The organism is Caulobacter vibrioides OR37 (genome assembly GCF_000372645.1).
Classification (GTDB): Bacteria; Pseudomonadota; Alphaproteobacteria; order Caulobacterales; family Caulobacteraceae; genus Caulobacter; species Caulobacter vibrioides_E.
Window position 1 is genome coordinate 150,301 of sequence record NZ_APMP01000002.1, and the last position, 24,562, is coordinate 174,862.

The window sequence follows — 24,562 nt, forward strand, 5'->3', positions numbered from 1 at the left end:
GTCATCAGCCCCCGATGATCTTGCGGACGGCGGCGACCAGCTGGTCGCGCGGGATGGTCTGCTGGCCCGGACGCTCGGCCTTCCAGGCGGCGTTGTCGGTCAGGCCCTCGGCGGCCTGCCGGCCGGCGTCCAGGTCCTTGATGGTCACGGTCCCGGCCGCGATCTCGTCGCCGCCCAGCATGACCACGGCCGGCGCGTTCCGGCGGTCGGCGTATTTCATCTGCGGCTTCATGCCCGAGGTCCCCAGATACACCTCGGCCGGAATGCCCGCCGCGCGCAGCCGTCCGACGACGGAGAAGTACTCCGGCATGTGCGCCTGGTCGAAGGCGATCACCACCACCGGCCCGCGCGCGACGCCGCCCGGCTCGCGGCCCGCCGCCCGCAGCGCCGCCGCCAGGCGCGACACCCCGAACGAGAAGCCCGTCGCCGGCGTCACCTGCCCCGTGAACCGCGCCACCAGGTCGTCATAGCGCCCGCCGCCGCCGATCGAGCCGAAGGTGACCTTGTTCCCCTTCTCGTCGGTGGTGCTGAGCAGCAGCTCGGCCTCGAACACCGCGCCGGTGTAGTATTCCAGCCCCCGGACGATCGACGGATCGATGAAGGCCTGGTCGTCGGCGATGCCGAGGCTGGTCAGGGCCGCGTCGATCCGCGACAGCTCCAGAAGGCCCTCGTCGCCCTCGGCCGAGCCGGCCACCACGCGGGCGATATTGTCCAGCGTCGCCGCGCGACCGCCGGACGAGCCGGCCTGCACGAAGTCCAGCACCTGGTCGACCGCCTGCCCTTTGAGGCCCGCGCCCTTGGTGAAGTCGCCGCTTTCGTCGAGGCGGCCCTCGCCCAGCAAGAGCCGCACGCCGTCGACGCCCAGGCGGTCCAGCTTGTCGACCGCGCGCAGCACGGCCAGCTTCTGGCCGGCGCTGTCGGCCCCGGCGGCGGTCAGGAGGCCGTTCAGGAGCTTGCGATTGTTGATCTTCAGCACCGCCGCCCCGCGCGGCAGGCCCGCCGCCTCCAGCCCCTCGACGGCCATGGCGATGATCTCGGCGTCGGCCTCCGGACGGGCCGAGCCCACCGTGTCGGCGTCGCACTGGATGAACTGGCGGAAGCGCCCCGGCCCCGGCTTCTCGTTGCGCCACACCGGCCCGAAGGCGTAGCGGCGGAAGGGCTTCGGCAGGGTCTCCCAGTTCTGGGCGGCGAAGCGGGCCAGCGGCGCGGTCAGGTCGTAGCGCAGCGCCATCCACTGGTCGTCATCGTCCTGCAGCGCGAACACGCCCTCGTTGGGCCGGTCGCTGTCGGGCAGGAACTTGCCCAGCGCGTCGGCATATTCGAACGCCCCGGTGTCCAGCGCCTCGAAGCCGTAGCGCTCATAGACCGCCGACACCGCCTCCAGGATCGCCCGCTCGGCCCGCAGGTCGCGCGCGCGCTTGTCGGCGAAGCCGCGCGGGCTGCGCGCCTCGGGGCGAAAGTCTTGCGGGGTCGTGTCGTTGGAGTCGGTGGTCATCGTCGGTCCTAAGGTCTTCTAGGCTTCGACGGATGGCGCTTGAGCCAAGCCCCATCCGCTAGGCGGGGGCTGGCTGGGGGCTTGCTTTTAGAGCGAGCGGACCCGGCCGATCCCGCGAGGCGAGGTCGGATGGTGGTGGTGGCCGTGATGGTGCGGCGTGCGGGTCATTGCGGGGGGCGGTGTAGCGGATTGGGGCGTGTGGGGGAAGGGGGCGTAGATAACGATCATTGAGGCCTTCGTGGCGCTAGCCCCTTAACAAGAAGGCAACAGAACCCATGTAAGGAAGCGATGTGGACGCTAGTGCGTTGTTTTGAAGCGACGCCTCATCGGCTTGCCGATTTGGCTTGACGGTACCGTCAATCCAAAGTTAGACGTCCCTTCGAGAAGCGGGAATTTCCCGCGCTCATTCTGGGGCCCGCGCTTCCAAAGGCGCGGGCTTCCGTGTATCTGCGAACTATGCTGTTCGCCTATCTCGACGAGTTTGGGCATATTGGCCCATTCGTCCATCGCCAAGACCTCCGCTACAAAGATAGCCCGGTTTTCGGCATGGCGGGCATCATCTTGCCCGAACCGTCGATCCGCCCTTTCTCCGCAGGCTTCCTGAGACTTAAAGAAGGCGTATTCCGCGCGGATATAGCTCGCGCTGAGCGGATGCCCTTCAACTGGGAGAAGAAGGGGCAGGATATTTTCCGCCCGAAGGCGCTCGATAAGTATCCCGCACTTAGAGAAGTGGGCTTCCGCCTTCTAAGCCTGATCAGACGCCACGAAGGAAAGGTCTACTTCTATGGTCGGGAAAAGATCGTCGGCATGACCGACGGCAATCCGACCGGCATGTACACCACGGTCTTCAGCAAGACCATCCGAGGGCTGGACGCACACTCTCATGCCCAGGGTAGCAATTTTGCTCTCGTAGTGGATGAGCACAGCGCCAGAAAAGAACTACTCGAGTGCGCCGCAAAGACTATGTATGGAGCGCAACCCGCTCGTCGACTAGTCAGCCCTCCGTTCGAAGTCGAGAGCTATCTCAACCAGCATATACAGGCCGCTGACTGGATTGCGTCTATTGTCGGCCGCATATGGGCCCACCGTACTCAACCTGAGCAGTTTAAAGATCACGAGATCGTCGACCGATACTTCGGAAATCGGGTTACTGCCTTAGCCACTAATAGTCGCGTCGAGATGCGTCCCAATAAAAAGCGCAGCATTGTCATTCCTTCCGTCGCCAACGACACGACGGAACAGACGTCACAGGCGCGCCCAACGTTGCGCTACTCGATTTTGGACAAGCAGCAATAAGAAACTAGACGCCCTACCCCCTTACATCTCACGGCGAGACGATCGCTGGGCGGGCCGCAGCCTCCAAGAGACGTAAGGCTTGGCCCGACCTGGAGCGGTCGGGGTGTTCACTGACCCATCCCAATAAACCCCGTCATTCCCGCCCTCGTGGCGGGAACCCCTCTGTCCGCCGCAAGGGCGGGAGGGGCGAACCGCTGGCGGTTCGCTGGCGCCGCACGTGCTAGCGGAACCAGGGTTTCTCGCCACGAGGGCGAGAATGACGGTGGGGTTTGTGAGCCTGGCGAGAATGACGGTGGGGTTTGGTGGGCTTGGTGGTGGCCCCCTCCACCGCCGTTCGGCGGTTCCCCTCCCCCATCGGGGGAGGCGAGGCGGCTCAAGCCCGCGCCGGCGGGGTGCGGACATAGGCCAGGACGAACAGCGCCGCCAGCACCAGGTCGATCGTCCCGAACGCCACGACCGGCGCGGCGACGCGGCCTTGCAGCCACAGCGCCCAGACCGGGACGCCGAAGGCCAGCTTCTCCAGCACCCCGGCCAGCATGGCCGGGCGCAGGCGGATCGGGTCGTGGGCGATGATCAGGAACAGCGCCTGGGCGGCCAGGGCCGTTCCGATGAAGCCGTAGTAGTACTCCGCGTGGGGAAGAACCCCGGCCGGGCCGGCGACCTGTCGCTCCAGAAAGTACATCGGCGCCAGCAGCAGGATCCCGTAGATCCCGGCCAGGCGGAATATCCAGCGGGCCAGCCGCATCGTCGCCCCCTCCCCTCGGTCTTGTCCTTGGCCCAAGCTTAGGCGCTGAACGCGGCGCGGCTCAAGGGACGGCGCGCGCGGCTTGGGGGGGCCACCTTCCCCGTGAGGGGAGAAGCGTCGTCAAGGGGATTGGCGCGCCGCTATCCTCGGAATTGGCGATCTCGAATCCAGCGAAATCAACGCCTTGTCGATTTTACACACCCGCCAATCCTCGGCGTTCAGCGCCGCTCCATAATCACAGCCATCCCCGTCGCGGGGGAGGGCGTTTGGATCCGGCCCAAAACGGCGGCGGGGCTAGGTTGAGCGGGGCCGTTGGCGGTTCCCGGCGCAGACCTCACGCCGCGTCGCTGCCTCTTCAGGGGCGCGCGCGGGTGACGGATCGGCCGGGGCCAAAACCACCAGCGGAGCGACAGGGCGGTGATCGTACAAGCCGCCTATCGCGGATCGTCGGGCTGGGTCCGGATGTAGCCGTCCCAGTTGGTCCGCGCCCGTCCGGGGGCTAGTGGGGACCCGAGCTGAAATACGCTCACGCCTCCCATCCTCACGGGCAAGAACAGCCTGGCGGAGCGGACTCGCGAGCCGAAACACAAAACCACTCACGGTCTCCGGGTTCGCCCGGCCGCTCCGTCGCCTCCCCACACGCCTTCAGCGGCTGGCCGCGTGAAGATGCTCCCCCGTGCCACGGGGGAGCTGTCGCGGAGCGACAGAGGGGGCCAGCGCGGCCTCCGCCCAGTTCGCCCCCTCCGGCCCTCCGGGCCACCTCCCCCGCAGCGCGGGGGAGGAGCTTTACCCCCGAACGGAGAAACCCATGCCCAAGTCCAAGCCGCCGCGCCGCAAGCGCACCCGCCACCCCGTCAGCCGCGAGCGCTCGATGCTGAATTTCTACGACCGGCTGGAACGCCTCACCGACCGCGCCGAGCGCGAGGCCGAGGCCCTGGCCGACAAGGTCCCGCCCGAGGAGCTGGCCGCCATGCGAGCGACCTGCGCCGAGAACCGGCGGATCTTCGCCGAGGCGCGGGCCGCGATGCTGGCCCCCAGCCGCACGCCGGTGCTGGACCGGCTGGTCACCGAAGCCCGGCGGAGGGCGCGGTAAAGCGCCACCTATGACTTCGCGCCGCACAAGTCTATCCACAGGCCTTCGAAACGATTGTTCGTAATATCTCGTATAGAAACATGAACTCCATGTAATAATTGCGACAATTTAACCCACATTTCTGGCTTGTAACTTGAGATGAACGACCCTGGCGTCCAGACCTCTCGTCAATTGAGGGGAAATACGAATGACCAGGACCCAGTTGCTGGCGACGGCGGCGGTATTCGTCGTCGCCGGCGCGGCGCTCGCCGGCCAAGCCACGGCCCAGACGACCACGCCCGCGCCCGCCCCGACGACCGAGGCCGATCAGAGCGGAGTTTTGGTCTTCACGCCCGACTTCTTCGCCGCCAATCGTCCGAACACCGCCCAGGACATGGTCAACCGGATCCCCGGCTTCTCGATCAATGACGGGGCCCAGACGCGCGGCTTCGAGGGGGCGGTCGGCAATGTGCTGATCAACGGCAACCGCCCGGCCTCGAAGAACGACACCGGCTCCAACGTGCTGTCGCGCACCCCGGCCAGCCAGGTCGAGCGGATCGAGCTGGTGCGCGGCGGGGCAGCCGGCATCGACATGCAGGGCTATGCGATGGTGGCCAACGTCATCCTGAAGAAGGGCGTCAACACCCAGCAGATCCTGACCTGGAACGCCCAGATCTTCGACGGCGGCCACGACGTCTATGGCGGCAGCTATCAGTTCACGGCCAATAACGGCGATCGAAGCTGGGGCGTGCTGCTCAGCGACGGCACCAGCAGCAGCGACAGCAACGGTACGGGCCGCACCGTGCGCCGCGACGCGGTCGGCAACGTGCTGCGCGACACGGCCTATTCGAACGACGGCTGGGGCGGCAGCAATTCGATCCGCCTCAACTATTCGGGTCCGTTCGCGGGCGGCAAGCTGGAGGCCACGGCCCGCTACGGCATCCACGACTGGCAGGAGTGGCAGCAGGACGTCTCGGCGACCAGCTTCAACCGCACGGACTATTCGGAAGACACCAAGTTCGGCGAGGTCGGCCTGACCTATATCCGCCCGCTGGCCCCGACCTGGACGCTGGAGACCCGGGCGATCCACAGCTTCGACACCTTCCGCAACGCCTCGACCGGCGCCGAGCGCGAGGACGGCGTGGCCAGCCCGTTCCAGAAGTTCACCTCCAAGGGCGACGACGGCGAGACCATCCTGCGGACCCTGGTGCGCAACGAGCGCTCGCCGGACCTGACGCTGGAGGGCGGCGGCGAGGTCGCCTACAACATGCTCGACACCAAGCAGGCCTATACCGAGGACGGCGTCGACGTGCCCCTGCCCTCGGCCTCGGTCAAGGTCGAGGAGCTGCGCGGCGAGGCCTTCGCCAAGGCCGTCTGGCGGATCGGTCCGAAGCTGAACCTGGAAAGCCAGATGCGCCTCGAGACCTCGACCATCAAGCAGTCGGGCGACGCCAGCGCCAAGAAGAGCTTTTTCTACGCCAAGCCGCGCGTGCTACTGACCTGGACGCCCTCGCCGGCCAGCCAGGTGCGCGTGCGGTTCGAGCGCGAGCTGGGCCAGCTGGACTTCAACGACTTCGCGGCCTCGGCCTCGCTGAGCAACGGCCAGGTCTATGGCGGCAATGTCGACCTGCGGCCCGAGCAGCGCTGGATCTCGGAAGTGGGCTACGAGCGCCGGTTCTGGGGCCAGGGCGTGGTCTCGGTGACCTATCGCCACGACGAGATCATCGGCGTGATCGACCGCCTGCCGCTGCCGGGCGGCCTATCGGCGACCGGCAATATCGGCGACGGCACGCTGGACAAGCTGTCGGTCAATATCGTGGTCCCGACCGACAAGCTGGGGGTGGGCGGCGGCCGGATCACCTTCAAGAACGACTGGAACGACAGCCACGTCACCGATCCGACCACGGGGCGCAAGCGCCCGATCTCACGGGTGCGGCCGACCCAGGCCGACATCGGCTTCCAGCAGGACCTGCCGCGCTGGAAGACCCAGTGGGGCTTCGACGTAATCCCGCTGCTGGGCCAGGGCACCTACGATCCGGACCAGACCTACAAGTGGCGCGGCACGGGCTATTACTCGGCCTTCGCCGAGTACAAGCCGACCCCCAGCCTGGCGATCCGCGCCCAGATCAATGTCTGGAACGACTTCCGCCAGCGCTATGTCGTCTATGCCGACCGCACCCCGGCCCGGCCGGTGTCCTTTGTCGAGGACCGCGAGATCAACCCCCGCACCTTCTGGACCCTGCGGGTGCGCAAGACGTTTTAGGGGGCGCCAGGCGCTACTTCCTCAACCGCTGGATCAGCGCCGAGGTCGACGGGTCGTGCTGGCCGCTCGCGCCGCTTTCGAGTTCGGGCAGGATGCGGTTGGCCATCACCTTGCCCAGCTCCACGCCCCACTGGTCGAAGCTGTTGATCCCCCAGATCACGCCCTCGACGAAGGTCTTGTGCTCGTAGAGGGCGATCAGGGCGCCGAAGGTCTGGGGCGTCAGGCGGTCCAGCACCACCAGGGTCGACGGGCGGTTGCCGGCGAAGGTCCGCTGCGGCGCCAGGGTGGCGATCTCGGCGTCCGGAACGCCCTTGGCCTTCAGCTCGGCGACGACGTCCTCGGTCGTGCGGCCGACCATGAAGGCCTCGGCCTGGGCCAGCAGGTTCGACAGCAGCTTCTCGTGCATCCCGGCCGGACCTTCGTCGGACTTGGCGACGCCGATCAGCTCCATCGGGGTGACGTCCGTCCCCTGGTGCATGCACTGGAAATAGGCGTGCTGGACGTTGGTGCCCTCGTCGCCGAACACGACCGTCGCCGTGCCGCGCTTGACCGGCTGGCCGTCGGGGCCGACCGACTTGCCGTTGCTCTCCATTTCCAGCTGCTGCAGGAACGCGGCCAGGCGGCGCAGGCGGTGCGAGTACGGCACGACCGAGCGGGCCCGGCGGTCCAGGCCGTTACGATTGAAGATCTGGGCCAGGGCCAGCAGGATCGGCGCGTTCTTGCCCAGCGGCGCGGACTGGAAGTGGGCGTCCATCGCCGCGCCGCCGTCCAGGAAGCCCTGGAACGCGTCCCAGCCGCAGGCCACGGCCACCGACAGGCTGACCGACGACCACAGCGAATAGCGGCCGCCGACCCAGTCCCAGAAGCCGAACACCCGCTCGTCCGGCACGCCGAAGGCCGAGGTCTTGTCCAGCGCCGTCGAGATAGCGGCCAGATGCTGGTTCGCGCCCTGCTCGCCCAGCGCGGCGACCAGCCAGGCGCGGGCCGCGCCGGCGTTGGCCATGGTCTCCTGCGTCGTGAAGGTCTTGGAGACCACCATGACCAGGGTCTCCTCGGGATCGAGATCGGCCGTGGTCAGGGCGAACTCGGCGCCGTCGACATTGGCCACGAAGCGCAGGTCGATGGTCGGCTTGATCGGACGCAGGGCGTCCCACAGAAGGCGCGGCCCCAGGTCGCTGCCGCCGATGCCGATGTGCAGGATGGCCTTGAACGGCTTGCCGGTCGCGCCCCGGATTTCGCCGGCGCGGACGGCCTCGGCGAAGGCCTTCATCCGCTGGCGGACGCTCTCGACCTCGGCCATGACCGGCTGGCCCAGCGCCTTGACGTCGGCGCCGGCGGGCGCGCGCAGCGCCGTGTGCAGGACCGCGCGCCCCTCGGAGCCGTTGATCGCCTCGCCGCCGAACATCCGGGCCCGGGCCCCCTCGACATCCGCCGCGTGGGCCAGGTCGAGCGCGGCCTCCAGGCCGGCCTCGTCCCAGGCCTGCTTGGAGAGGTCCAGGTGCAGGCCGGCGACGTCCAGGGTCAGGGCCTCCAGCCGCTCCGGCTCGGCGTCGAAGAACTCGACGATGCGCTTTTGGCCCGCGGCCTTGGCGGCGGCTTCCAGGCGAGTCCAGGCGATGTCGAGATCGGCCATGCGCGGCATCCTCAAGTTTGGTAAATCGGCGTTTACGCCAAGCGGCTTATCAAACGCCCGCCGCCGCGTCATGGCGGACCAATGACGTTTTTTGCCGGAGTCCGCCATGTCCTGCGACGCCGTCGCCGTTTCCGCCCTGCTGTGGTTCGCCGCTTACAGCCCCGGCCAGGCCGCCGGCCCCGCGCCCGCCGTGCAGCAGCAGCCCGCCGCCCCGGCCTCGGTGGCCGGAGAGCCGCTGTTCCAGGACATCGTCAAGCGCGCCCGGCAGCTGAAGACCGAGGCGGAAAGCTACCGCAAGACCCTGGCCGGCGCGGACACGGCCGCCACGGCCAAGGCGCTGAAAGGCTTCGACGCCTTCTCCGGCAAGATCGGCGAGCTCTCCAGCCTGGACATGAAGGGGCACCTGACCTTGAAGGCGCGGGGCGCGGTCGATGACCTCAAATGCATCCTGCGCGGCATCAGCCAGGATCTGCCCGAGAAACTGACCGCCGTCGGCGCGGCCAAGACCATCAAGGACCAGGACCTGGCCCTGCGCGACATGGTCTATCTGCTGAACGACAATATCGAGGTCATCACCGCGCCGCCCCAGCCCGCGGCCTAATCGCCGCTGGCCCCAGAATCGCCGCAACACGCGCGCTTAAGGCGTCGGCTAGTCGACCAACCCTTGCAAGGCCGCCCGTCCGGGCCCTAATCGCCACGCCATGTCCTCGAAGATCCGCTCCGGCCTGACCCTCGCCGCGCTCGCCCTGACCCTCGCCGCCTGCACGACCGAGAAGAGCACCACCGTCTATGTGCCGGTGACCGCGCCGACGCCGCCCAGCTCGCTGACGCCGCAGCCGATCATGCTGTTCAACCAGACCAAGGACGGCCGGAAACTGTTCACCCTCGACGCAGAGTTCCCCTACTGCGATGTCGAGACGGGCAAGGTGATCGTGGTGCCGCGCTGGTATGTCACCGACTTCGCCAGCGTGCCGTGGTACGGCCAGGCCGTGGTCGACCCCCAGGGTCCGACGGCCCGCGCGGCGATCATCCACGACTGGCTGTACACGATCGGCGAGCCCGGCAAGCGCGAGGAAGCCGACCAGATCTTCCTGCGGGCCATGCTTCGCTATGGCGTTTCGCCGTTCCAGGCCAACATCGCCTATCAGGCCGTCCGCATCGGCGGCGAGCGCGGCTATGGCCTGCCCAGCGACTGGCGCTTCGTCGACCCGACCCGGCAGGGCGTCTCCCAGCCGCCGCCCTTCCCCAAGCCCCGCACCGGCATGGTTAAGTTCCTGCCGCGCTGCCAGGGCTTCGGCGCCCTGATCGCCAGCGGCTGGCGCGCCTATCCGCTGCCTGTCCCGGTGATCAACGCGCCGCCGCCGGTCACCACGACCCGCACCCCGATCGACAAGGTCCGGGAGCGGCTGCCGTTCGGCAAGAAGTGAGGGGCTCCTAAGTCCCCGCCTTCTCGATGGCGTCGACGACCAGGCCCTCGGTCAGCAGCTGCGGCAGGATGACGGGCGCGCCGCCCGCCTTGGGGTAGACCACGTACAGCGGCACGCCGACCCGGCCGAACTCCGCCAGAGCCTTGGCGATGGTCGGATCCCGATTGGTCCAGTCGGCTTTCAAGTAGACCGCGTTCTTAGCCTTGAAGGCGTCGGCGACCTTGGCGCCGGACAGGGCGACCTTCTCATTGACCTGGCACGTGACGCACCAGGCGGCCGTGAAGTCGACCAGCACCGGACGCCCCTCGGCCTGAAGGGCCTTCACCTTCTCCGGCGACCAGGCCTCGGCGACCAGACCGGAGCCGGCGACGGGCGCTTGGGATGTGGCCGCGGCGGTCGAAGCCGGCTTGGCCGCGACGGCGGAGGCGCCGGCCACGGCGACCGCCGCGACCACCGCCACGAGGCCGACGATCGCCGAGGTCGTCGACGGCTTGCCCGAGGCGCGCCGCGCCTGCGACAGGCCATAGAGCCAAGCGCCGAAAGCCGCCAGGACGCCGGCCGCCAGCACCTGACCCAGAGCTAAGGTGTCGGCCTGCTGGGCGAACACCCAGACCAACCACAGGGCCGCGCCGTACATCGGGAAGGCCAGCCCCTTCTTCAGGACCTCCATCCAGGCGCCGGGACGCGGCAGGAGCTTCTGGAGGCCGGGCACGAAGGCCACGGCGACGAACGGCGCGGCGAAGCCCAGGGCCAGGGCCAGGAACACGGCCAAGGCCACGATCGGCGGCTGGGTCAGGGCATAGCCCAGGGCGCCGGCCATGAACGGCGCGGTGCAGGGCGCGGCCACCACCACGGCCAGAGCCCCGGTGAAGAAGGCGCCGGCCGCCCCGCCCTTGGACGACGCCTCGGCGCCGACACCCTGGACCGAGGTCCCGATCTCGAAGACGCCCGACATGTTCAGGGCGACGAGCAGCATCAGCAGGGCCAGACCCGCGATGACCAGCGGCGACTGCAGCTGGAAGCCCCAGCCCACGGCCGCCCCGCCGGCGCGGACGGCCAACAGCAAGCCCGCCAGCGCCAGGAAGGTGGCGACGACGCCCAGCAGGAACACCAAGCCCTGCAGACGGGTCTTGCCGGCGTCGTGAGCATGTCCGGCCAGGCTGGCCGCCTTCATCGACAGCACCGGGAAGACGCACGGCATCAGGTTCAGGATCAGGCCGCCGACAAAGGCGAACAACAGCGCGCCGAGCAGACCGCCGGAGACGCCGCCGGCGTTCGGCGCGGTCGCGGCGGCCGGCGCACCCAGGCCCATCGCGGCGGCGGGCGGTTCGCCCGGCGTCGCGGTGACTTCCCAGGCGCCGGAACGGGTCTCCAGCACGCCGGCCAGTTCGCTCGGCGCCTTACCCCCGCCGACGAAGTCGTAGCCGGCCTTGATGGACAGGGTCAGGCCCTCCGGGCCGCGCTCGATCGCCTGCGGCGCGGCGTGCTCGATGACCTTTGGCGAGTACGGGTAGAAATAGGCGTCGGCCATCTCGGCGCCCTTCAGCGGCGCGCCGGTGATCGCCAGCTTCAGGGTCGGACCGTCCAGCTTGAACACCGCCTTCAGCCCGGCGGGCTTAGGAGCCTTGGCCAGGACGTCGCCAATCGCCGCGCCCCATTGAGGATCGGCCGTGGGCGCGCCGGCGACAACCGGCAACAGAAGGGTCAGCTTGGCGTCCTCGGGTACGCAGACATCCTGGCAGACCAGGTACTGGACGGCGGCGTTGAGGCTGATCGTCGTTCCTGGCTGGGCGTTGGCGGGCGCGGTGATCGGCACGGGGATCAGCACCTGGCCCTCGTAGGCGTAGTCCAGCAGCGGACCCAGCTTGGCCTTGATCGGCGCCGGCCAGACCATGTTGCCGGCGCTCCAGCCGGCGGGCAGGGTCCAGGCGATCTTGGTCGCCTCGCCCGCGTCGCCCGGATTGCGCCAATAGGTGTGCCAGCCCGGAATGATCTTCTGGCGCAGGGCGACATAGACCGTGCCGCCCGGCGCGACGCCGCTTTCCTGCGCGATCAGCTCGGACTCGATGTGCCCGGAATTGACCACCGGCCCAGCCGCCGCGGCGTTCGCCACGAGGCCCGCCATCAGCAGGGCTTGCAGGGCGAGAACGAACTTCTTCAGGAACATCGGCGACGGGCTCGGTGAAAAACGACAGCGGACGAACACATGGCGCGCCGCGCGCGTCTCGACAATGGCCAAGGCTCAAGGGACAGTCGAAAGAGAATCAATCGGGAGACGCTGATGCCCGCCGCCTTCGACGACATCGAGATCGGACAGGTCGTCAATCTGGGCTCACGGGCCGTGGACGAAAAGGCCCTGGCGGCCTTCGTCGCCGCGTTCAATCCGGGCTGGCCGGTGGAGAACGGCGCGCCGGACGGCATGGTCTTCGCGCTCTGGTCGCGCCTTGACGCCGAAGCCAGCGCCGCCTGGCCCCAGACCAAGCGCCTGGGCGTCGACGCCCTGCGCTGGCTACGCAATCCGCCCGTGGGCGAGCTGTTGCGCGGCCGGATGACCGTGATGGGCAAGGATCCGGTCGGCGAGGGCAAGGGCATCGTCATCGCCCAGCACGATCTGCTGGACGAGGCGGGCCGGCTGGTCTTCTCGTGCCTGACCCGCAGCATCTTCGCGCGATAAAGAAAAGGCGGCGAAGCCGAAGCCCCGCCGCCCTTCGGTCTTTCAGCTGACGCCGAACCTCAGTTCAGGTTGGCGGCCGGCGCTTGAGCGGCCTGCTTCAGCATGGTCTTGGTGATCAGACGATCCCAGCCCAGCAGCGACACCAGGTGCGCGTAGATCTGGGCCAGGGCGCCGTTTTCCTGCAGTTCCTTCAGCTTGTCGGCCGGAAGCTTGTTCAGCTTCTCTTCCGAAACGCCGAAATATTCGGCGACCGTGACGAGCTCGCCGGCCGGCGCGCCGGTTTCATCCTGCGGCTGGAACACGGCCTTCTTCAGCTCGAACAGGTCCAGGTCCTTCAGGAGCTGGACGAACGAGTCCGTGCGACGGCGCTCGACCTCGAAGTCGTCGCAGAACTTGATGCAGTTCTGGGTATATTCCGTCGGCTCGCCCTTGGCGTCGAACAGCGGGGTCTGGCCGGCTTCCGACAGCAGGTCCGAACCGCGGTCGATGCAGACGATCAGGCGATCGGCGGTGTCGTCATTGGCCAGCACGAACGGATAGCGACGGATATAGGCCGGGATATAGACGTTCGGCTCGATCGAGCCATCGGCCTCGATGAACAGGTTTTCTTGCTGGTTCAGGCCCATCACCGCCAGCGGCACGCGGTCTTCGCCCGCGAAGATCACCGGATAGGTCAGCGCGGCCGGCGCGAATTCCGAGACCGTCAGCGGCACGGCGGTGCCGGCGGCGGCGAAGCCATACGGCTTGTCCTTGTGGACCAGAGCCAGCTTGGCGTGCTGTTCGCGGTTCAGCGGTTCAGGCGAGTGGTAGAACAGAACGTTGCCGGAGATTTCGCCGGCGGACTGGGTCGTTTCCATGAAGAGCTCTACGACAGAATAAGAAACGGGCGCTCGATGACGACCGCGAAGGCTCGGCCTTCTAGCCGATCCCAGGCCGACCGGCAATCTTGCCGCTCTCACGGACGGGACTTGGCCGCCTAGGGCCGAGCGATCCATGTCACGTGCGGCCGCAGCGGATCGCCCTCGGCCACCAGCGGATGGTCGAAATCCCGATCCGGCGTCGCGACCATGCCGATACGGCGCATGACCTTTTGCGAAGCGACATTGATCCGCGCCGTGAAGGCGACGATCTCGGTCGCGCCGATCTTTTGGAACCCTTCGGCCAGCCAGGCGCGGGCGGCCTCGGTCGCGTAGCCCTGCCCCCAGACTTCGGACAGCAGGCGCCAGCCGATCTCGACCTCGCCCTCCTCGGGCAGGCCGTCGGGGACATAGCCCAGACCGGCCATCCCGATCACCCGCCGGTCGGCCTTGCGCTCGATCACGCCGATGCCGAAGCCGAACCGTTCCAGATGCTCCAGGCAGCGGTCGACCAGCAGATCGCTGGCGGCGCGGTCGCGCACGCCGCCCAGCCACCGGCCGACCTCGGGGTCGGCGCCGATCGCCGCCACCGACGCCCGGTCCCCATCGACGGGCGGACGAAGGATCAGGCGCTCGGTCTCGATCACCGGCAGATCTCGATCAAGCCGGGCGGCCGGTCGACAGCGCCGAATAGAATTCGGGCCGGCGGTCGCGGAAGAAGCCCCAGGCGGCGCGGTGCGTCGTCAGGAAGTCGAGATCGAAGGTGGCGCTGACCAGGCCTTCGTCCGAACGCCCGAGCTCCGACACCAGGTCGCCGCGATGATCGGCCACGAACGACGAGCCATAGAAGGTCTGACCGCCGTTCGGATAGCCCTCCCACGGCTCGAAGCCGATCCGGTTGGCGCCGATCACCGGGATCACGTTCGAGACGGCGTGGCCCTGCATGGCCCTCCGCCACGGCAAGGCGGTGTCCAGGCTCGGGTCGTGCGGTTCGCTGCCGATCGCGGTCGGGTAGAACAGGGCCTCGGCGCCCATCAGGGCCATGGCGCGGGCGGCCTCCGGATACCACTGGTCCCAGCAGATGCCAACGCCGATCCGGCCAAAGCGCGTGTCCCAGACCTTGAAACCGGTGTCGCCGGGCCGGAAATAGTACTTCTCCATGTAGCCCGGGCCGTCGGGGATGTGGCTCTTGCGATAGACGCCCATCAGCGAGCCGTCGGCGTCGGCCATCACGAGGCTGTTGAAGTAGTGCGGGCCCTCGCGCTCGAAGATCGAGATCGGCAGCACCACGCCCAGCTCGCCGGCCAGCGGCGCGATCGCCTTGACGACCGGATGCTCGCGCCACGGATGGGCTTCCGCGAACCAGCGCTCCTCCTGGGCGACGCAGAAGTACGGCCCCTGGAAAAGCTCGGACGGCAGGATGACCTGCGCGCCCTTGGACGCGGCCTCGCGGATGAAGGCTTCGGTCTTCTTGATATTGGCCTGCAGATCCATGCCATAAGAGGTCTGGATCGCGGCGACGCTGAGCGTGCGGGCCATTAGGCGGGCTCCTGCTGGCTGATGCAGTGGAACGAGCCGCCGCCCGTCAGGATGGCGGTGGACGGCAGGCCGATGACCTGGCGCTCGGGGAACAGGCCCTTGATCACCTCGACGGCGAAGGCCCCCGACTCCTCGGCGTAGATCGGCACGATGACCGCCTCGTTGGCGATCAGGAAGTTCATGTGCGAGGCGGGGATCGGCTCGCCGTCCTCGTCGAGGATCTTGCCCGGCGAGGGGATGCGCGCGACCTGCAGCGGCGAGCCCCGGCTGTCGGTCATGCCGGCCAAGAGGCGCGCGGTCTCGGCATAGACCTGGGCGTTCGGATCGTCGGCCCCGAAAGCCATCGGACAGGCCACGACGCCGGGCGCCACGAAGCGCGCCAGGTTGTCGACATGGCCGTCGGTGTGGTCGTTGAGCAGACCATCGCCCAGCCACAGCACCTTCTTCGCGCCCAGGGCGGAGGCCAGGGCCGAACTGGCCGAGGCCTCGTCCCAGCCGGCGTTGCGATTGGCGTTGAGCAGACACTGGCGCGTGGTCAGGATCGTGCCGTTGCCGTCATGATCGAGGGCGCCGCCCTCCAGGATGAAGCCGTTGCGGACCAGCGGCGCGCCCGAGGCGGCGGCGATCTGCTCGGCGACGATGTCGTCGCCCTCGAGGCTGTACTTGCCGCCCCAGCCGTTGAACTGGAAGCCGGCCGCCACGGCCTTGCCAGCATCGTCGACGAAAATCGGGCCGGTGTCGCGCAGCCAGATGTCGCCGAACTGGCCCCGGACGATCTCGACGCTGGTGTCGCCGAGCAGGGCGCGCGCGGCGGCTTCGGCCTCGTCGCCGACCACCATCAGGCGCACGCGCTCGCCGCCGGGACCGGCCAGGGCGCGGGCGAGGCCGGCGACCTCGGCCTGCGCCTGCTCAAGATCTTCCCGCCACAGCTCGGCGTGGCTGGGGAAACCTACCCACATGGCGCGGTGCGGAGCCCACTCGGCGGGAACGATGACGGTCATGGCGAAGCTCGGGCCTGAAACGGGAAGACGGGGGGCGAAAACACGAAAGGGGGCGCAGATGGCCCCTCTCGGGACCAGGGTCAAGCGCCGCCTAGTTAGCAAACGAAAATGACAAAGAAAAAGGGCGGCCCGAAGCCGGACCGCCCTTTCCCCTAGATGAGGTCGTGGACCTTAGAACTCGTACTTCAGGCCGACCTTGATGTACCAGGTCGAGCTTTGGTTCGAGGTGTTCACGGTCGGCGTCGTCGTGGACGACAGGTTGTACTGATAGTAGTTGCCCGGGCCGGCGGCGCAGGCGGTCGTGGCGGTCGCCTTGTTGGCGGCGCTCAGGCTCGGGTTGGCCAGAGCGGTCGCCTGACAGTTCACGGCCTGCACCACGTTCACGCGGTAGGGGAACGCGTACTGTTCCAGCACGCCCCACTTCTTGTTGATCAGGTTGCCCAGGTTGATGATGTCCAGGGTCGCCTTCAGCTTCGAGCCGCCCGGGAAGAAGGCGGGCAGTTCCTGCTGCAGACGAACGTCCATCGTCGTGATGTCGCGCGACTTGAAGGCGTTACGCGGCGCGATCTGGCCGGCGTAATCCTTCAGGCCTGTCCTCTTCACGAAGTCGTCGAGCTTGGCGGCGTCGTTGGCGTTGTTGAAGTGGACGATCGGGTCGCTGGTCATCGTGATGTTGCCCGACGAGTCGGCCTTCGGCACGTAGAACAGCTGGGTGTCGCGGAACGCCACGTCGCCCGTTTCGCCAAACGCCTGGTCGGCCTGGCCCGCGTTCGTGCCCAGGAACGAGTCGAACGTGTAGCTGAAGGGCAGGCCGGCGCGGCGCTGAATAAAGAAGCGCGCGGAGGTCTTGTTATCGCCGAAGAATTCGCGGCTATAACCAATCGACAGCTTCATCGAATACTTGATGTTGTAGTTCGAGATCGCGACCTCGGGATTGTCGCGGTCGCTGATGGCCCACTGGCTGTAGTTCGACAGAGCCACCGAGCTGGTGCCCGGATTGGTCTCTTTCATGTTGGTGTGGGTGTAGGTGTAGTCGAAGTTCAGGCCGCGCGCCCAACCGTCGTTCCAGTCCTTGCCGACGCCCAGGGCGTAGGAGGTGCCGCCGCCCTTGCGGGTGTTGGTCAGCAGCAGGTCATAGGGCGCCGCATTGGTGTTCTGGGTCCGGGTGGACAGGTAGGTCGGACGGCCGTCCGGGGCCCGCGGGCCCGGGTTGGCGTCGGCGTACAGGTCGCGCCAGGTAACGCCATAGTTCGTGCGCTGATAGAGGCCGTCGGCGTGGAAGCGGAAGTCCTTGCCCAGGTACGGGATGTCCACATAGCGGGCGGCGCTGATCGAGTACTTCCACACCGACGGGGCTTGGAAGTTCGGATCGACCGCGTTCACGACGCCGGTGCCCAGATTGGCCGAGTTGGTGTTGGCTTGCTTGGCGGCGTCGGCGACCTTGTTGCCGTCGACGTTGAGCAGGGCGCTTGAGCAGGCCCCCGGCGCGGTGGCCGTCGGCGACGCGGCTTGCGACGGCGAACAGGTGGCCGAGCCCAGCAGGTTGCCGGTGTTGCTGAAGCTGTTCGACAGCCAAACGTTCGGGCTGCCGCCCGAGAACAGGCCCACGCCGCCGGTGATGACGGTGCGGTCGTCCGGACGCCAGTTGAAGCCCACGCGCGGCATGATCACGTGCATGTTCTTGTACGTGGCCGTGTTGGCGAAGCCGTACTGCGCCAGGAAGCGCTGGTTCAGCTGCGGGGTCGTGTCGGAATCGTAGAACTCGCCGCGCAGGCCGACGCGGATCGTCAGGCCCGGCATCACGGTGTACTCGTCTTGAGCGTACAGCGTGTTGGTGATCGAGTTCCAGTTGGCGGCGCCGTGCGTCGCGATGTTGTCGGCGGCGTTGTTATAGGCCAGCGCGCAAGCTTGACGGTTTTGCAGGTTCGTCAACGTGGCGGCGATCAAAGCGGCCGTGTTAGTGGACGGAATGCCAACACCAGCACCACATGTGGCGTCGAACGTATACGAACCGTTCGCGCGCTGGACGAACTCGTTGAAAACGTCCAGCTTTTCGCGGATCGCGCCGGCCGTGAAGACGTGGTCGCCAACCTTGTAGGTGGCGCGGAACTTCAGGGTCTTGGTCTTGTTGTCCAGGATGTTGGCCTGGCTCGAGATATCCGGGCCGAGCAGGACGGTCGAGCCGCCGAGCTTGATCTGGAAGTTGGCGAAGGTCGTACCGCCCAGCGGGGCGCGCACCGACGAGACTTCCTTGCTCGAATATTCCAGCGCCGTCGAGAACTGGTCCGTCCACTGCGAGAACAGCTGACCAACCCAGATCTCGTTGGTTTCCGGCTTGGTGTAGTACTCCGACAGCAGCGACAGGTTGGTCGAGTTGTTGGTGCCGCCGTTGAACGTGCTGGTGTTCTCTTCGCGGGCGTATTCCAGCACCGCGCGGTGCTTGTCGGTGATGTTGCCGTCGAGCTTGATGAAGTACTTCTTGTCGGTCTGCGGCGGCAGGGTCAGGCCGTAGCCGAGCGGGTCATAGTTGTAGACCGACTTCAGGATGCTCTGGATCTGTTGGACCTGGGCGACGGTGACGCCATTGACCCTATTGGCCGCGTTGCTGTCCGACGGGCCGTAGGCGTCGCTGGCCTGCGTGTATTCGCCCTTTTCATAGCCAGCCGAGAAGAACAGACGGTCCTTGATGATCGGGCCGCTGAAGGTCGCGCCGTAAGTCTTGTCCTCGAAGCGGCTGATCCGGAGATTCCGCGGCTTGCCGGTCGTGGGATCATTGTAGAGGCTGTTGATGTCGCGGCCAGCCATGCGCGAGGAGTCGTATTCGCCGTAGACCGAGCCGTGGAAGCTGTTGCCGCCTGACTTGGTGACGATGTTCATCACGCCGCCCTGGAACGAGCCGTACTGGACGTCGTAGGGGGCGACTTCGAAGTTGAACGAGCGGACCAGTTCCAGCGAGATCGGCGAACGCTGCGACGGATAGCCGTTGCCGTTCAGGCCGAAGTCGTCGGCTTGCTTGACGCCGTCGATATAGACCGTGTTCACGCGGTTGTTCGAACCGGCGACGATCAGGGCGTTGTTGTTGGTCGGGTCGATCGTGACGAACGGGTTCAGGCGCGCCAGATCCTTCAGGTCGCGGCTGAACGACGGCAGGGTTTCGATGTCCTTGGCCGTGAAGGTCGAGCGCGGGCCGGTCTCGAGGGTGCGGGCGCCGCTGGCCGACGCGGTCACGACGATCTGCGAGACTTGGTTGTCGGCATTGCCCAGGGCGATGTCGAGGGAGACCGGGGCGCCCGTGCCGACGTCGGCGACGTCGACGACCTTGCCTTGGTGAGCCGGGTCGCTGACCGCGACCGTGTACGGACCGCCGACGCGCAGGTTGCGGGCGGCGTAGTAGCCGTCGGCGCTGGTGACGGTCGTCACCTTGGTGTTCGACGGCACGTGCGTGACGACGACGGCGACATTGCCCAGCGGGGCGCCGTTCGGGCCGGTGACGCGACCGCCGATCGAACCGGTGGTTTCCTGGGCGTAGACGGCCGAGGCCGACGCCATGGCCAGAACGGTCAGCGCGGCGCCGCCCGCGAGCCTTTTCATCGAGATCATTTTATCCCCTCGTTTTTTTCGCGATGGCCAGACGGACAGCCTACTGAGCAGTCTCGTCGCCCATTCAGCGCCGGTCTTTAGCCTCCCTTTTCGAAGGTTTGGTGACGGAAAGGCCACGACCGCCCAGAAATTGTCATAAATGCCCACGGGGGCAGAAAAAATTGGTCAGTTTTATTTTACATGGCTAAGCAGGAGGCATGTCCGTACCCGCCCTGAAACTTGACCATAAGACAGCCGATCGCGCCTGGCGGTTGACGCTTATGATGGTGGGGATGCTGACGGTTGCAAGGCTGGCGGCGCTGTTTGCGACCCCGCTGGAACTCTATCCGGACGAGGCGCAATATTGGCTTTGGTCTCGGACCCTGGCCTTCGGCTATTTCTCCAAGCCGCCGATGATCGCCTGGCTGATCTGGCTCACCACTCATCTCGGCGGCGACGGCGAAGCCTGGGTGCGGCTGTCCGCGCCGCTGCTGCATGGCGCCACGGCGCTGATCGTCAGCCGGATCGCGGGACGGCTCTACGGCGGCTGGAGCGGCCTGGTCGCCGCGGCGATCTACGCCCTGATGCCGGGCGTTGTGCTGTCCTCGGGCCTGATGGCGACCGACGCGCCGCTGCTGTTTTTCCTGTCGCTGACGATCTGGGCCTATGTCGACCTGGCCGAGGCCCGCGCGCCGCGCCGTTACGCCGTGGCGCTGGGCATGGGCGTGGCGCTGGGGCTGGCCTTTCTGTCGAAATACGCGGCGATCTACGCCCTGGGCAGCATCGTGGTCCACGCGGCGATCTCCAAGGAGGCCCGCGCCCGCTGGTGTCCGGCGGCGATCAGCCTGTTCCTGGCCGCCTTCGTGATCACCCTGGCGCCCAACTTCGCCTGGAACGCCCGCCACCACTTCTCGACGGTCAAGCACACGGCGTCGAACGCCAATTGGAGCGGACACCATCTGTTCAATGTCCGCGAGCTGATCGAATTCATCGGCTCGCAGTTTGGCGTGTTCGGCCCCGTGCCTTTCGCCGCCCTGCTGGGCGGGGCGATCTGGCTGAGCGCCAGGAAACGGCTGTCGTCGCCGGATCTGTTGCTGCTGTGCTTCTCGGCCCCGCCGCTGATCATCGTCGCCGGCGAAGCCTTCGTGTCGCGCGCCAACGCCAACTGGGCCGGCGCGGCCTTCGTGGCGGGCTCGGTGCTGACGGCGGCCTGGCTGCTGCGCTGGAACGCCCGCCGCTGGCTGATCGGCGGGCTGGCCTTCGAGGCCCTGTTCGCGGCCTTCTTCATGGCCTGCATGGTCAGCCCCAAGCTGGCCGACGCCACCGGCCTGTCGAACGGCTTCAAGCGCGTGCGCGGCTGGGACCAGACCGTCCAGGCGATCATCGACCGCGCCCGCGAGGAGCAGGCCTCGCACGGGGGCGTCACCGCCGTCGCGATGGACGACCGCTTCGTCTACAACGCCGCCGCCTATTACGGCCGCGACTATTTCGGCGCCCCCGGCGCGCCGCCGCTGAAGATGTGGGTGCATGAAGCCCACCCGCAGAACCAGGCCGAGACCGAGGCCCCGCTGGACGCCGCTTCCGGCCGGCGCGCCCTGATCGTCAGCCTGGAGGGCGGCTATCGCCCCGAGATCGAGCAGGACTTCAGGCAAACCTCGGACCTCCAGATCGCCCGCGTGCGCCTGGACAAAAAACGCTCGCGGCGGATCGACCTGTTCATCGCCCAGGGGTTCGCGCCGCTGCCGCGCGATCCCATCACCGGCCTGCCGCCCGAGCCGAAGCGCAAACCATAAGCGCTGGCCGCTTTCGAGGGATCATCGTCCTTTCGTTCGCCGCGCCGTCGCCGAAACTTCCCGCGTCAAACGGGAGCTTTCGATGTTGCGTCTATTCCTGCTTTTGCTGGTCCTGGCGGGCGGCTCGCCAACCCTGGCCCGGCCCCTGGTCGCGATCCTGGCCGAGCCGCGCGGGACCGAGACCACCGACCTGATCGCGCCCTATGCCGTGCTGGCCGAGTCCGGAGCGATCGACGTCCGGATCGTCGCGGCCGGCATGACGCCGATCAGGCTGATGCCGGGCCAGGCCTTCGTCCGGCCGCAAGCGACCTATGCCGACCTGCGCCCCGACGTGATCGTTGTCCCCTTCATGATGCCGGCTGCGGATCCGGCCCGCGAGGCCTGGCTGAAGGCCCAGGCGGCGCGCGGCGCCCGGATCGTGTCGATCTGCGCCGGCGCCGAGACCCTGGCCCACGCCGGCCTGCTGGACGGTCGCGACGCCACCACCCACTGGTTCGAGCTGGGCCGTCTGGCCAAGGCCTATCCCCAGGTCCGGTGGCGGCGCGACCGGCGCTGGATCGTCGACGGAAACGTCACGACCACCGCCGGGGTGACGGCCTCGATCCCGGCGAGCCTGGCCCTGCTGCGCGACCTGGCGGGCGAAGACACGATGCGCGCCACCGCCGCGAGGCTGGGGGTTCCGCCTCCGGTCCAGGCCCACGACGGCGCCGCGTTCCGGGTCAACGGCGACGCGGTCATGGCCGGCCTGTCGGGCTGGGCCAACGCCTGGCGATCACAGACGGTCGCGGTGAAGATCGCCGACGGCTTCGACGACCTGGCCTTCGCCACCACGCTGGACGCCTGGTCGCGCACCAACCGCTCCGAAGCCTTCGCCAGCGCGAGCGCGGTGTCGCGCCACGGCCTGGCCGTGATCGCGCCGGAGAAGCTCCCTCGCGCGGGGCGGATGGTGAAGGCGCTGACGGGAGATCCGGCCTTGGTGCTGGAGGATATCGCCAGCGCCTACGGCAAGCCGACGGCGCGCTACGTGGCGCTCACGCTGGAGCACCCGTACTGGCTGACGAAATGATGGGGTGGCGGACCTCGCCCCACGACAGGCTCAGGGCGAGGCCCGAATTCAAGCACGGTTAGACGGCCACCTCGAACGCCGCCTCGGTCTTGGCTTTCACGTCATCGACCGTGACGCCGGGCGCCAGTTCGATCAGCTTCACTGGCGTCTTGCCGCGATTGATCTCGAAGACGCCCAGCTCGGTGATCAGCAGATCGACCACACCGGCGCCAGTCAGCGGCAGCGTGCATTGCTTCAGCAGCTTGGGCGCGCCGGACTTCTCGCAGTGGTCCATGACCACAACCACCCGCTTGACGCCGGCGACGAGGTCCATGGCCCCGCCCATGCCCTTGACCATCTTGCCGGGCACCATCCAGTTGGCGAGGTCGCCGTTCTCCGCCACCTGCATCCCGCCCAGGATCGACAGGGCGATGTGGCCGCCCCGGATCATGGCGAAGCTGTCGGCCGAGCTGAAATAGGAGCTCGAATCCAGCTCGGTGATCGTCTGCTTGCCGGCGTTGATCAGGTCCGCGTCCTCTTCGCCCTCGTAGGGGAAGGGGCCCATACCCAACATGCCGTTCTCGCTCTGCAGCGTCACATGCATCCCTTCCGGGATGTAGTTGGCCACCAGGGTCGGGATGCCGATGCCGAGGTTCACATAGAAGCCGTCCTGCAGCTCCTTGGCGGCGCGGGCCGCCATCTCGTCGCGGGTCCAGGCCATTACGCGGCTTCCTTCTGACGGGTGGTGACGCGCTCGATGCGCTTTTCGAATTTCGCGCCCTTGAGGATGCGGTCGACATATATGCCCGGGGTGTGGATGGCGTCCTTGTCCAGGGCGCCGATCTCGACCAGCTCCTCGACCTCGACGACGGTGGCCTTGCCGGCCGTGGCCATCATCGGATTGAAGTTCCGGGCGGTCTTCCGATAGATCAGGTTGCCCTCGGCGTCGCCCTTCCAGGCCTTGACGATCGCGAGGTCGGCGGTCAGGCCGCGCTCCATCACGTACATCTCGCCGTCGAATTCACGGGTCTCCTTGCCCTCGGCCACCAGCGTGCCGTAGCCGGTGCGCGTGAAGAAGGCCGGGATGCCCGCGCCGCCGGCGCGGATGCGCTCGGCCAGGGTGCCCTGCGGATTGAACTCCAGTTCCAGCTCGCCGCTGAGGTAGAGCTGTTCGAACAGCTTGTTCTCGCCCACATAGGACGAGACCATCTTCTTGATCTGACGGTTCTCCAGCAGGATGCCCAGACCGAAGCCGTCGACGCCGCAATTGTTGGAGATGACCGTGAGGTCCTTGGTCCCCGCCGCGCGGATCGCCGCGATCAGGTTTTCCGGAATGCCGCAGAGGCCGAACCCGCCGGCCATGATGGTCATGCCGTCGAACAGCAGCCCGGCCAGGGCCTCGACGGCGTCTGTCTTCACCTTGTCGACCATGGTGTCTCCCTTGTTCCGGATTATACGTCCGGCGTCTGGCGACCCGTGTCGCCCGAGCCGAGAAGAAATTCAACCCTTGATGAATTATTTTCCAGAAGGGCCGTTCGATGACCGACGCTAGCACCGGGCCCGTGACGCCCGCCACCTCCGGGGTGCTGCTCGTGCTGGCCCATCCGGCGCTTGAACGCTCCCGCGCCAATCGCGCCCTGGCCAAGGCGGCCAAAGGCCTTTCCGGCGTCACCTTCAAGGACTTGTACGAGGTCTATCCTGACTTCGTGGTCGATATCGAGGCCGAACAGGCCGCCCTGCTCGCCCACGACGTCGTGGCCCTGCAATTTCCGCTCTACTGGTACTCGACCCCGTCGCTGATGAAGGAATGGCTGGATCTGGTGTGGCTGCACGGCTTCGCCTACGGCGAGGGCGGCGAGGCCCTGAAGGGCAAGCGTCTGTTCGTGGCCTGCACGACCGGGGCGAGCGCCAAGGCCTATCACGCCCACGGCTACAATCGCTTTTCGATGGACGAATTCCTGCGTCCGCTGGAGCAGACCGCCCATCTGTGCGGCATGGGCTGGGAGACCCCCTTCGTGGTCCATGGCGCCTCGGTCAAGGACGACGACGCCCTGAAGGCCGAGGCCGAACGCTATAAGGCGCGCCTGGCTTCGCTGCTTCCCGCCCTATCGACTTCTGGCAAGACGGAGGCTTGAGGAACGGC

General features: G+C 67.4%; 20 protein-coding genes and 2 pseudogenes. 11 read left to right on the forward strand and 11 right to left on the reverse strand.

Annotated elements, in window-relative coordinates:
* Positions 1-4 precede the first annotated feature (4 nt).
* Complete coding sequence (gene hisS, locus OR37_RS03445) at positions 5-1,495, reverse strand: histidine--tRNA ligase (RefSeq protein ID WP_004615820.1); 1,491 nt, start codon at positions 1,493-1,495, stop codon at positions 5-7.
* Positions 1,496-1,951: 456 nt separating this feature from the next.
* On the opposite strand from hisS, the gene OR37_RS03450 reads away from it, so the two are divergent.
* Positions 1,952-2,791, forward strand: a complete 840-nt coding sequence (locus OR37_RS03450; protein ID WP_054508499.1) for a DUF3800 domain-containing protein — start codon at positions 1,952-1,954, stop codon at positions 2,789-2,791.
* Between the two features lie 286 nt (positions 2,792-3,077).
* Positions 3,078-3,161, forward strand: a pseudogene (locus OR37_RS22055) (hypothetical protein); the annotation flags it as partial.
* Positions 3,162-3,164: 3 nt separating this feature from the next.
* On the opposite strand, the gene OR37_RS03455 reads toward OR37_RS22055, so the two are convergent.
* A complete protein-coding gene (locus OR37_RS03455; protein WP_004615823.1) occupies positions 3,165-3,536 on the reverse strand; it encodes a hypothetical protein in 372 nt (123 codons plus the stop codon).
* A gap of 808 nt (positions 3,537-4,344) precedes the next feature.
* On the opposite strand from OR37_RS03455, the gene OR37_RS03460 reads away from it, so the two are divergent.
* Together OR37_RS03460 and OR37_RS03465 are read left to right on the forward strand one after the other, a co-directional pair.
* Positions 4,345-4,629 (forward strand): hypothetical protein, encoded by a 285-nt coding sequence (locus OR37_RS03460; protein WP_004615825.1) that lies wholly within the window; start codon positions 4,345-4,347, stop codon positions 4,627-4,629.
* Positions 4,630-4,816: 187 nt separating this feature from the next.
* Positions 4,817-6,871: a TonB-dependent receptor plug domain-containing protein gene (locus OR37_RS03465; protein ID WP_004615827.1), complete on the forward strand. Its 2,055-nt coding sequence runs from the start codon at positions 4,817-4,819 to the stop codon at positions 6,869-6,871.
* A 13-nt stretch (positions 6,872-6,884) separates the two neighbouring features.
* Here OR37_RS03465 and pgi read toward each other — a convergent pair whose 3' ends face one another.
* A complete protein-coding gene (pgi, locus tag OR37_RS03470; RefSeq protein ID WP_004615829.1) occupies positions 6,885-8,504 on the reverse strand; it encodes a glucose-6-phosphate isomerase in 1,620 nt (539 codons plus the stop codon).
* Positions 8,505-8,610: 106 nt separating this feature from the next.
* Here pgi and OR37_RS03475 point away from each other — a divergent pair, with 106 nt between their 5' ends.
* The gene (locus tag OR37_RS03475) at positions 8,611-9,105 is read left to right on the forward strand and encodes a hypothetical protein (RefSeq protein WP_004615831.1); all 495 of its coding nucleotides are present in this window, start codon (positions 8,611-8,613) and stop codon (positions 9,103-9,105) included.
* A gap of 100 nt (positions 9,106-9,205) precedes the next feature.
* Positions 9,206-9,931, forward strand: a complete 726-nt coding sequence (locus tag OR37_RS03480) for a DUF1353 domain-containing protein (protein WP_004615833.1) — start codon at positions 9,206-9,208, stop codon at positions 9,929-9,931.
* A gap of 7 nt (positions 9,932-9,938) precedes the next feature.
* On the opposite strand, the gene OR37_RS03485 is transcribed toward OR37_RS03480, so the two are convergent.
* Positions 9,939-12,098, reverse strand: a complete 2,160-nt coding sequence (locus OR37_RS03485) for a protein-disulfide reductase DsbD family protein (RefSeq protein WP_004615836.1) — start codon at positions 12,096-12,098, stop codon at positions 9,939-9,941.
* A 114-nt stretch (positions 12,099-12,212) separates the two neighbouring features.
* Here OR37_RS03485 and OR37_RS03490 point away from each other — a divergent pair, with 114 nt between their 5' ends.
* On the forward strand, positions 12,213-12,605 hold the full coding sequence (locus OR37_RS03490) for a MaoC family dehydratase (RefSeq protein ID WP_004615838.1): 393 nt from the start codon (positions 12,213-12,215) through the stop codon (positions 12,603-12,605).
* A 59-nt stretch (positions 12,606-12,664) separates the two neighbouring features.
* Here the strand turns inward: OR37_RS03490 and OR37_RS03495 are convergent, their stop codons facing one another.
* The 5 genes from OR37_RS03495 to OR37_RS03515 form a co-directional block, all read right to left on the reverse strand.
* Complete coding sequence (locus OR37_RS03495) at positions 12,665-13,462, reverse strand: SapC family protein (RefSeq protein WP_004615840.1); 798 nt, start codon at positions 13,460-13,462, stop codon at positions 12,665-12,667.
* Between the two features lie 119 nt (positions 13,463-13,581).
* Positions 13,582-14,109, reverse strand: a complete 528-nt coding sequence (locus OR37_RS03500; protein ID WP_004615841.1) for a GNAT family N-acetyltransferase — start codon at positions 14,107-14,109, stop codon at positions 13,582-13,584.
* Positions 14,110-14,122: 13 nt separating this feature from the next.
* A complete protein-coding gene (gene aguB, locus OR37_RS03505) occupies positions 14,123-15,001 on the reverse strand; it encodes an N-carbamoylputrescine amidase (RefSeq protein WP_004615843.1) in 879 nt (292 codons plus the stop codon).
* Entirely contained in the window at positions 15,001-16,002 is a 1,002-nt protein-coding gene (locus OR37_RS03510; RefSeq protein WP_004615845.1) for an agmatine deiminase family protein, read from the reverse strand. Before OR37_RS03510 ends, aguB begins: the two co-directional genes overlap by 1 nt.
* A 171-nt stretch (positions 16,003-16,173) precedes the next feature.
* Positions 16,174-19,593, reverse strand: a complete 3,420-nt coding sequence (locus OR37_RS03515; RefSeq protein WP_165570565.1) for a TonB-dependent receptor — start codon at positions 19,591-19,593, stop codon at positions 16,174-16,176.
* A 206-nt stretch (positions 19,594-19,799) separates the two neighbouring features.
* Between OR37_RS03515 and OR37_RS03520 the strand changes: the two genes are divergently transcribed.
* A complete protein-coding gene (locus OR37_RS03520) occupies positions 19,800-21,374 on the forward strand; it encodes an ArnT family glycosyltransferase (protein WP_004615849.1) in 1,575 nt (524 codons plus the stop codon).
* An 82-nt stretch (positions 21,375-21,456) separates the two neighbouring features.
* Positions 21,457-22,440: a DJ-1/PfpI family protein gene (locus OR37_RS03525; RefSeq protein WP_004615851.1), complete on the forward strand. Its 984-nt coding sequence runs from the start codon at positions 21,457-21,459 to the stop codon at positions 22,438-22,440.
* Positions 22,441-22,498: 58 nt separating this feature from the next.
* Here the strand turns inward: OR37_RS03525 and OR37_RS03530 are convergent, their stop codons facing one another.
* Together OR37_RS03530 and OR37_RS03535 are read right to left on the reverse strand one after the other, a co-directional pair.
* A complete protein-coding gene (locus OR37_RS03530; protein WP_004615854.1) occupies positions 22,499-23,140 on the reverse strand; it encodes a 3-oxoacid CoA-transferase subunit B in 642 nt (213 codons plus the stop codon).
* A complete protein-coding gene (locus OR37_RS03535; RefSeq protein ID WP_004615856.1) occupies positions 23,140-23,850 on the reverse strand; it encodes a CoA transferase subunit A in 711 nt (236 codons plus the stop codon). Before OR37_RS03535 ends, OR37_RS03530 begins: the two co-directional genes overlap by 1 nt.
* Here OR37_RS03535 and OR37_RS22060 point away from each other — a divergent pair.
* Positions 23,753-23,961 (forward strand): annotated as a pseudogene (locus OR37_RS22060) (hypothetical protein). The gene OR37_RS03535 and the pseudogene OR37_RS22060 sit on opposite strands and share 98 nt — an antisense overlap.
* Positions 23,958-24,554 carry a glutathione-regulated potassium-efflux system oxidoreductase KefF gene (gene kefF, locus OR37_RS03540; RefSeq protein WP_004615858.1) on the forward strand — a complete coding sequence of 199 codons (597 nt, stop codon included), beginning with the start codon at positions 23,958-23,960 and terminating at the stop codon, positions 24,552-24,554. The pseudogene OR37_RS22060 and the gene kefF overlap by 4 nt, the downstream one beginning before the upstream one ends.
* Positions 24,555-24,562 lie beyond the last annotated feature (8 nt).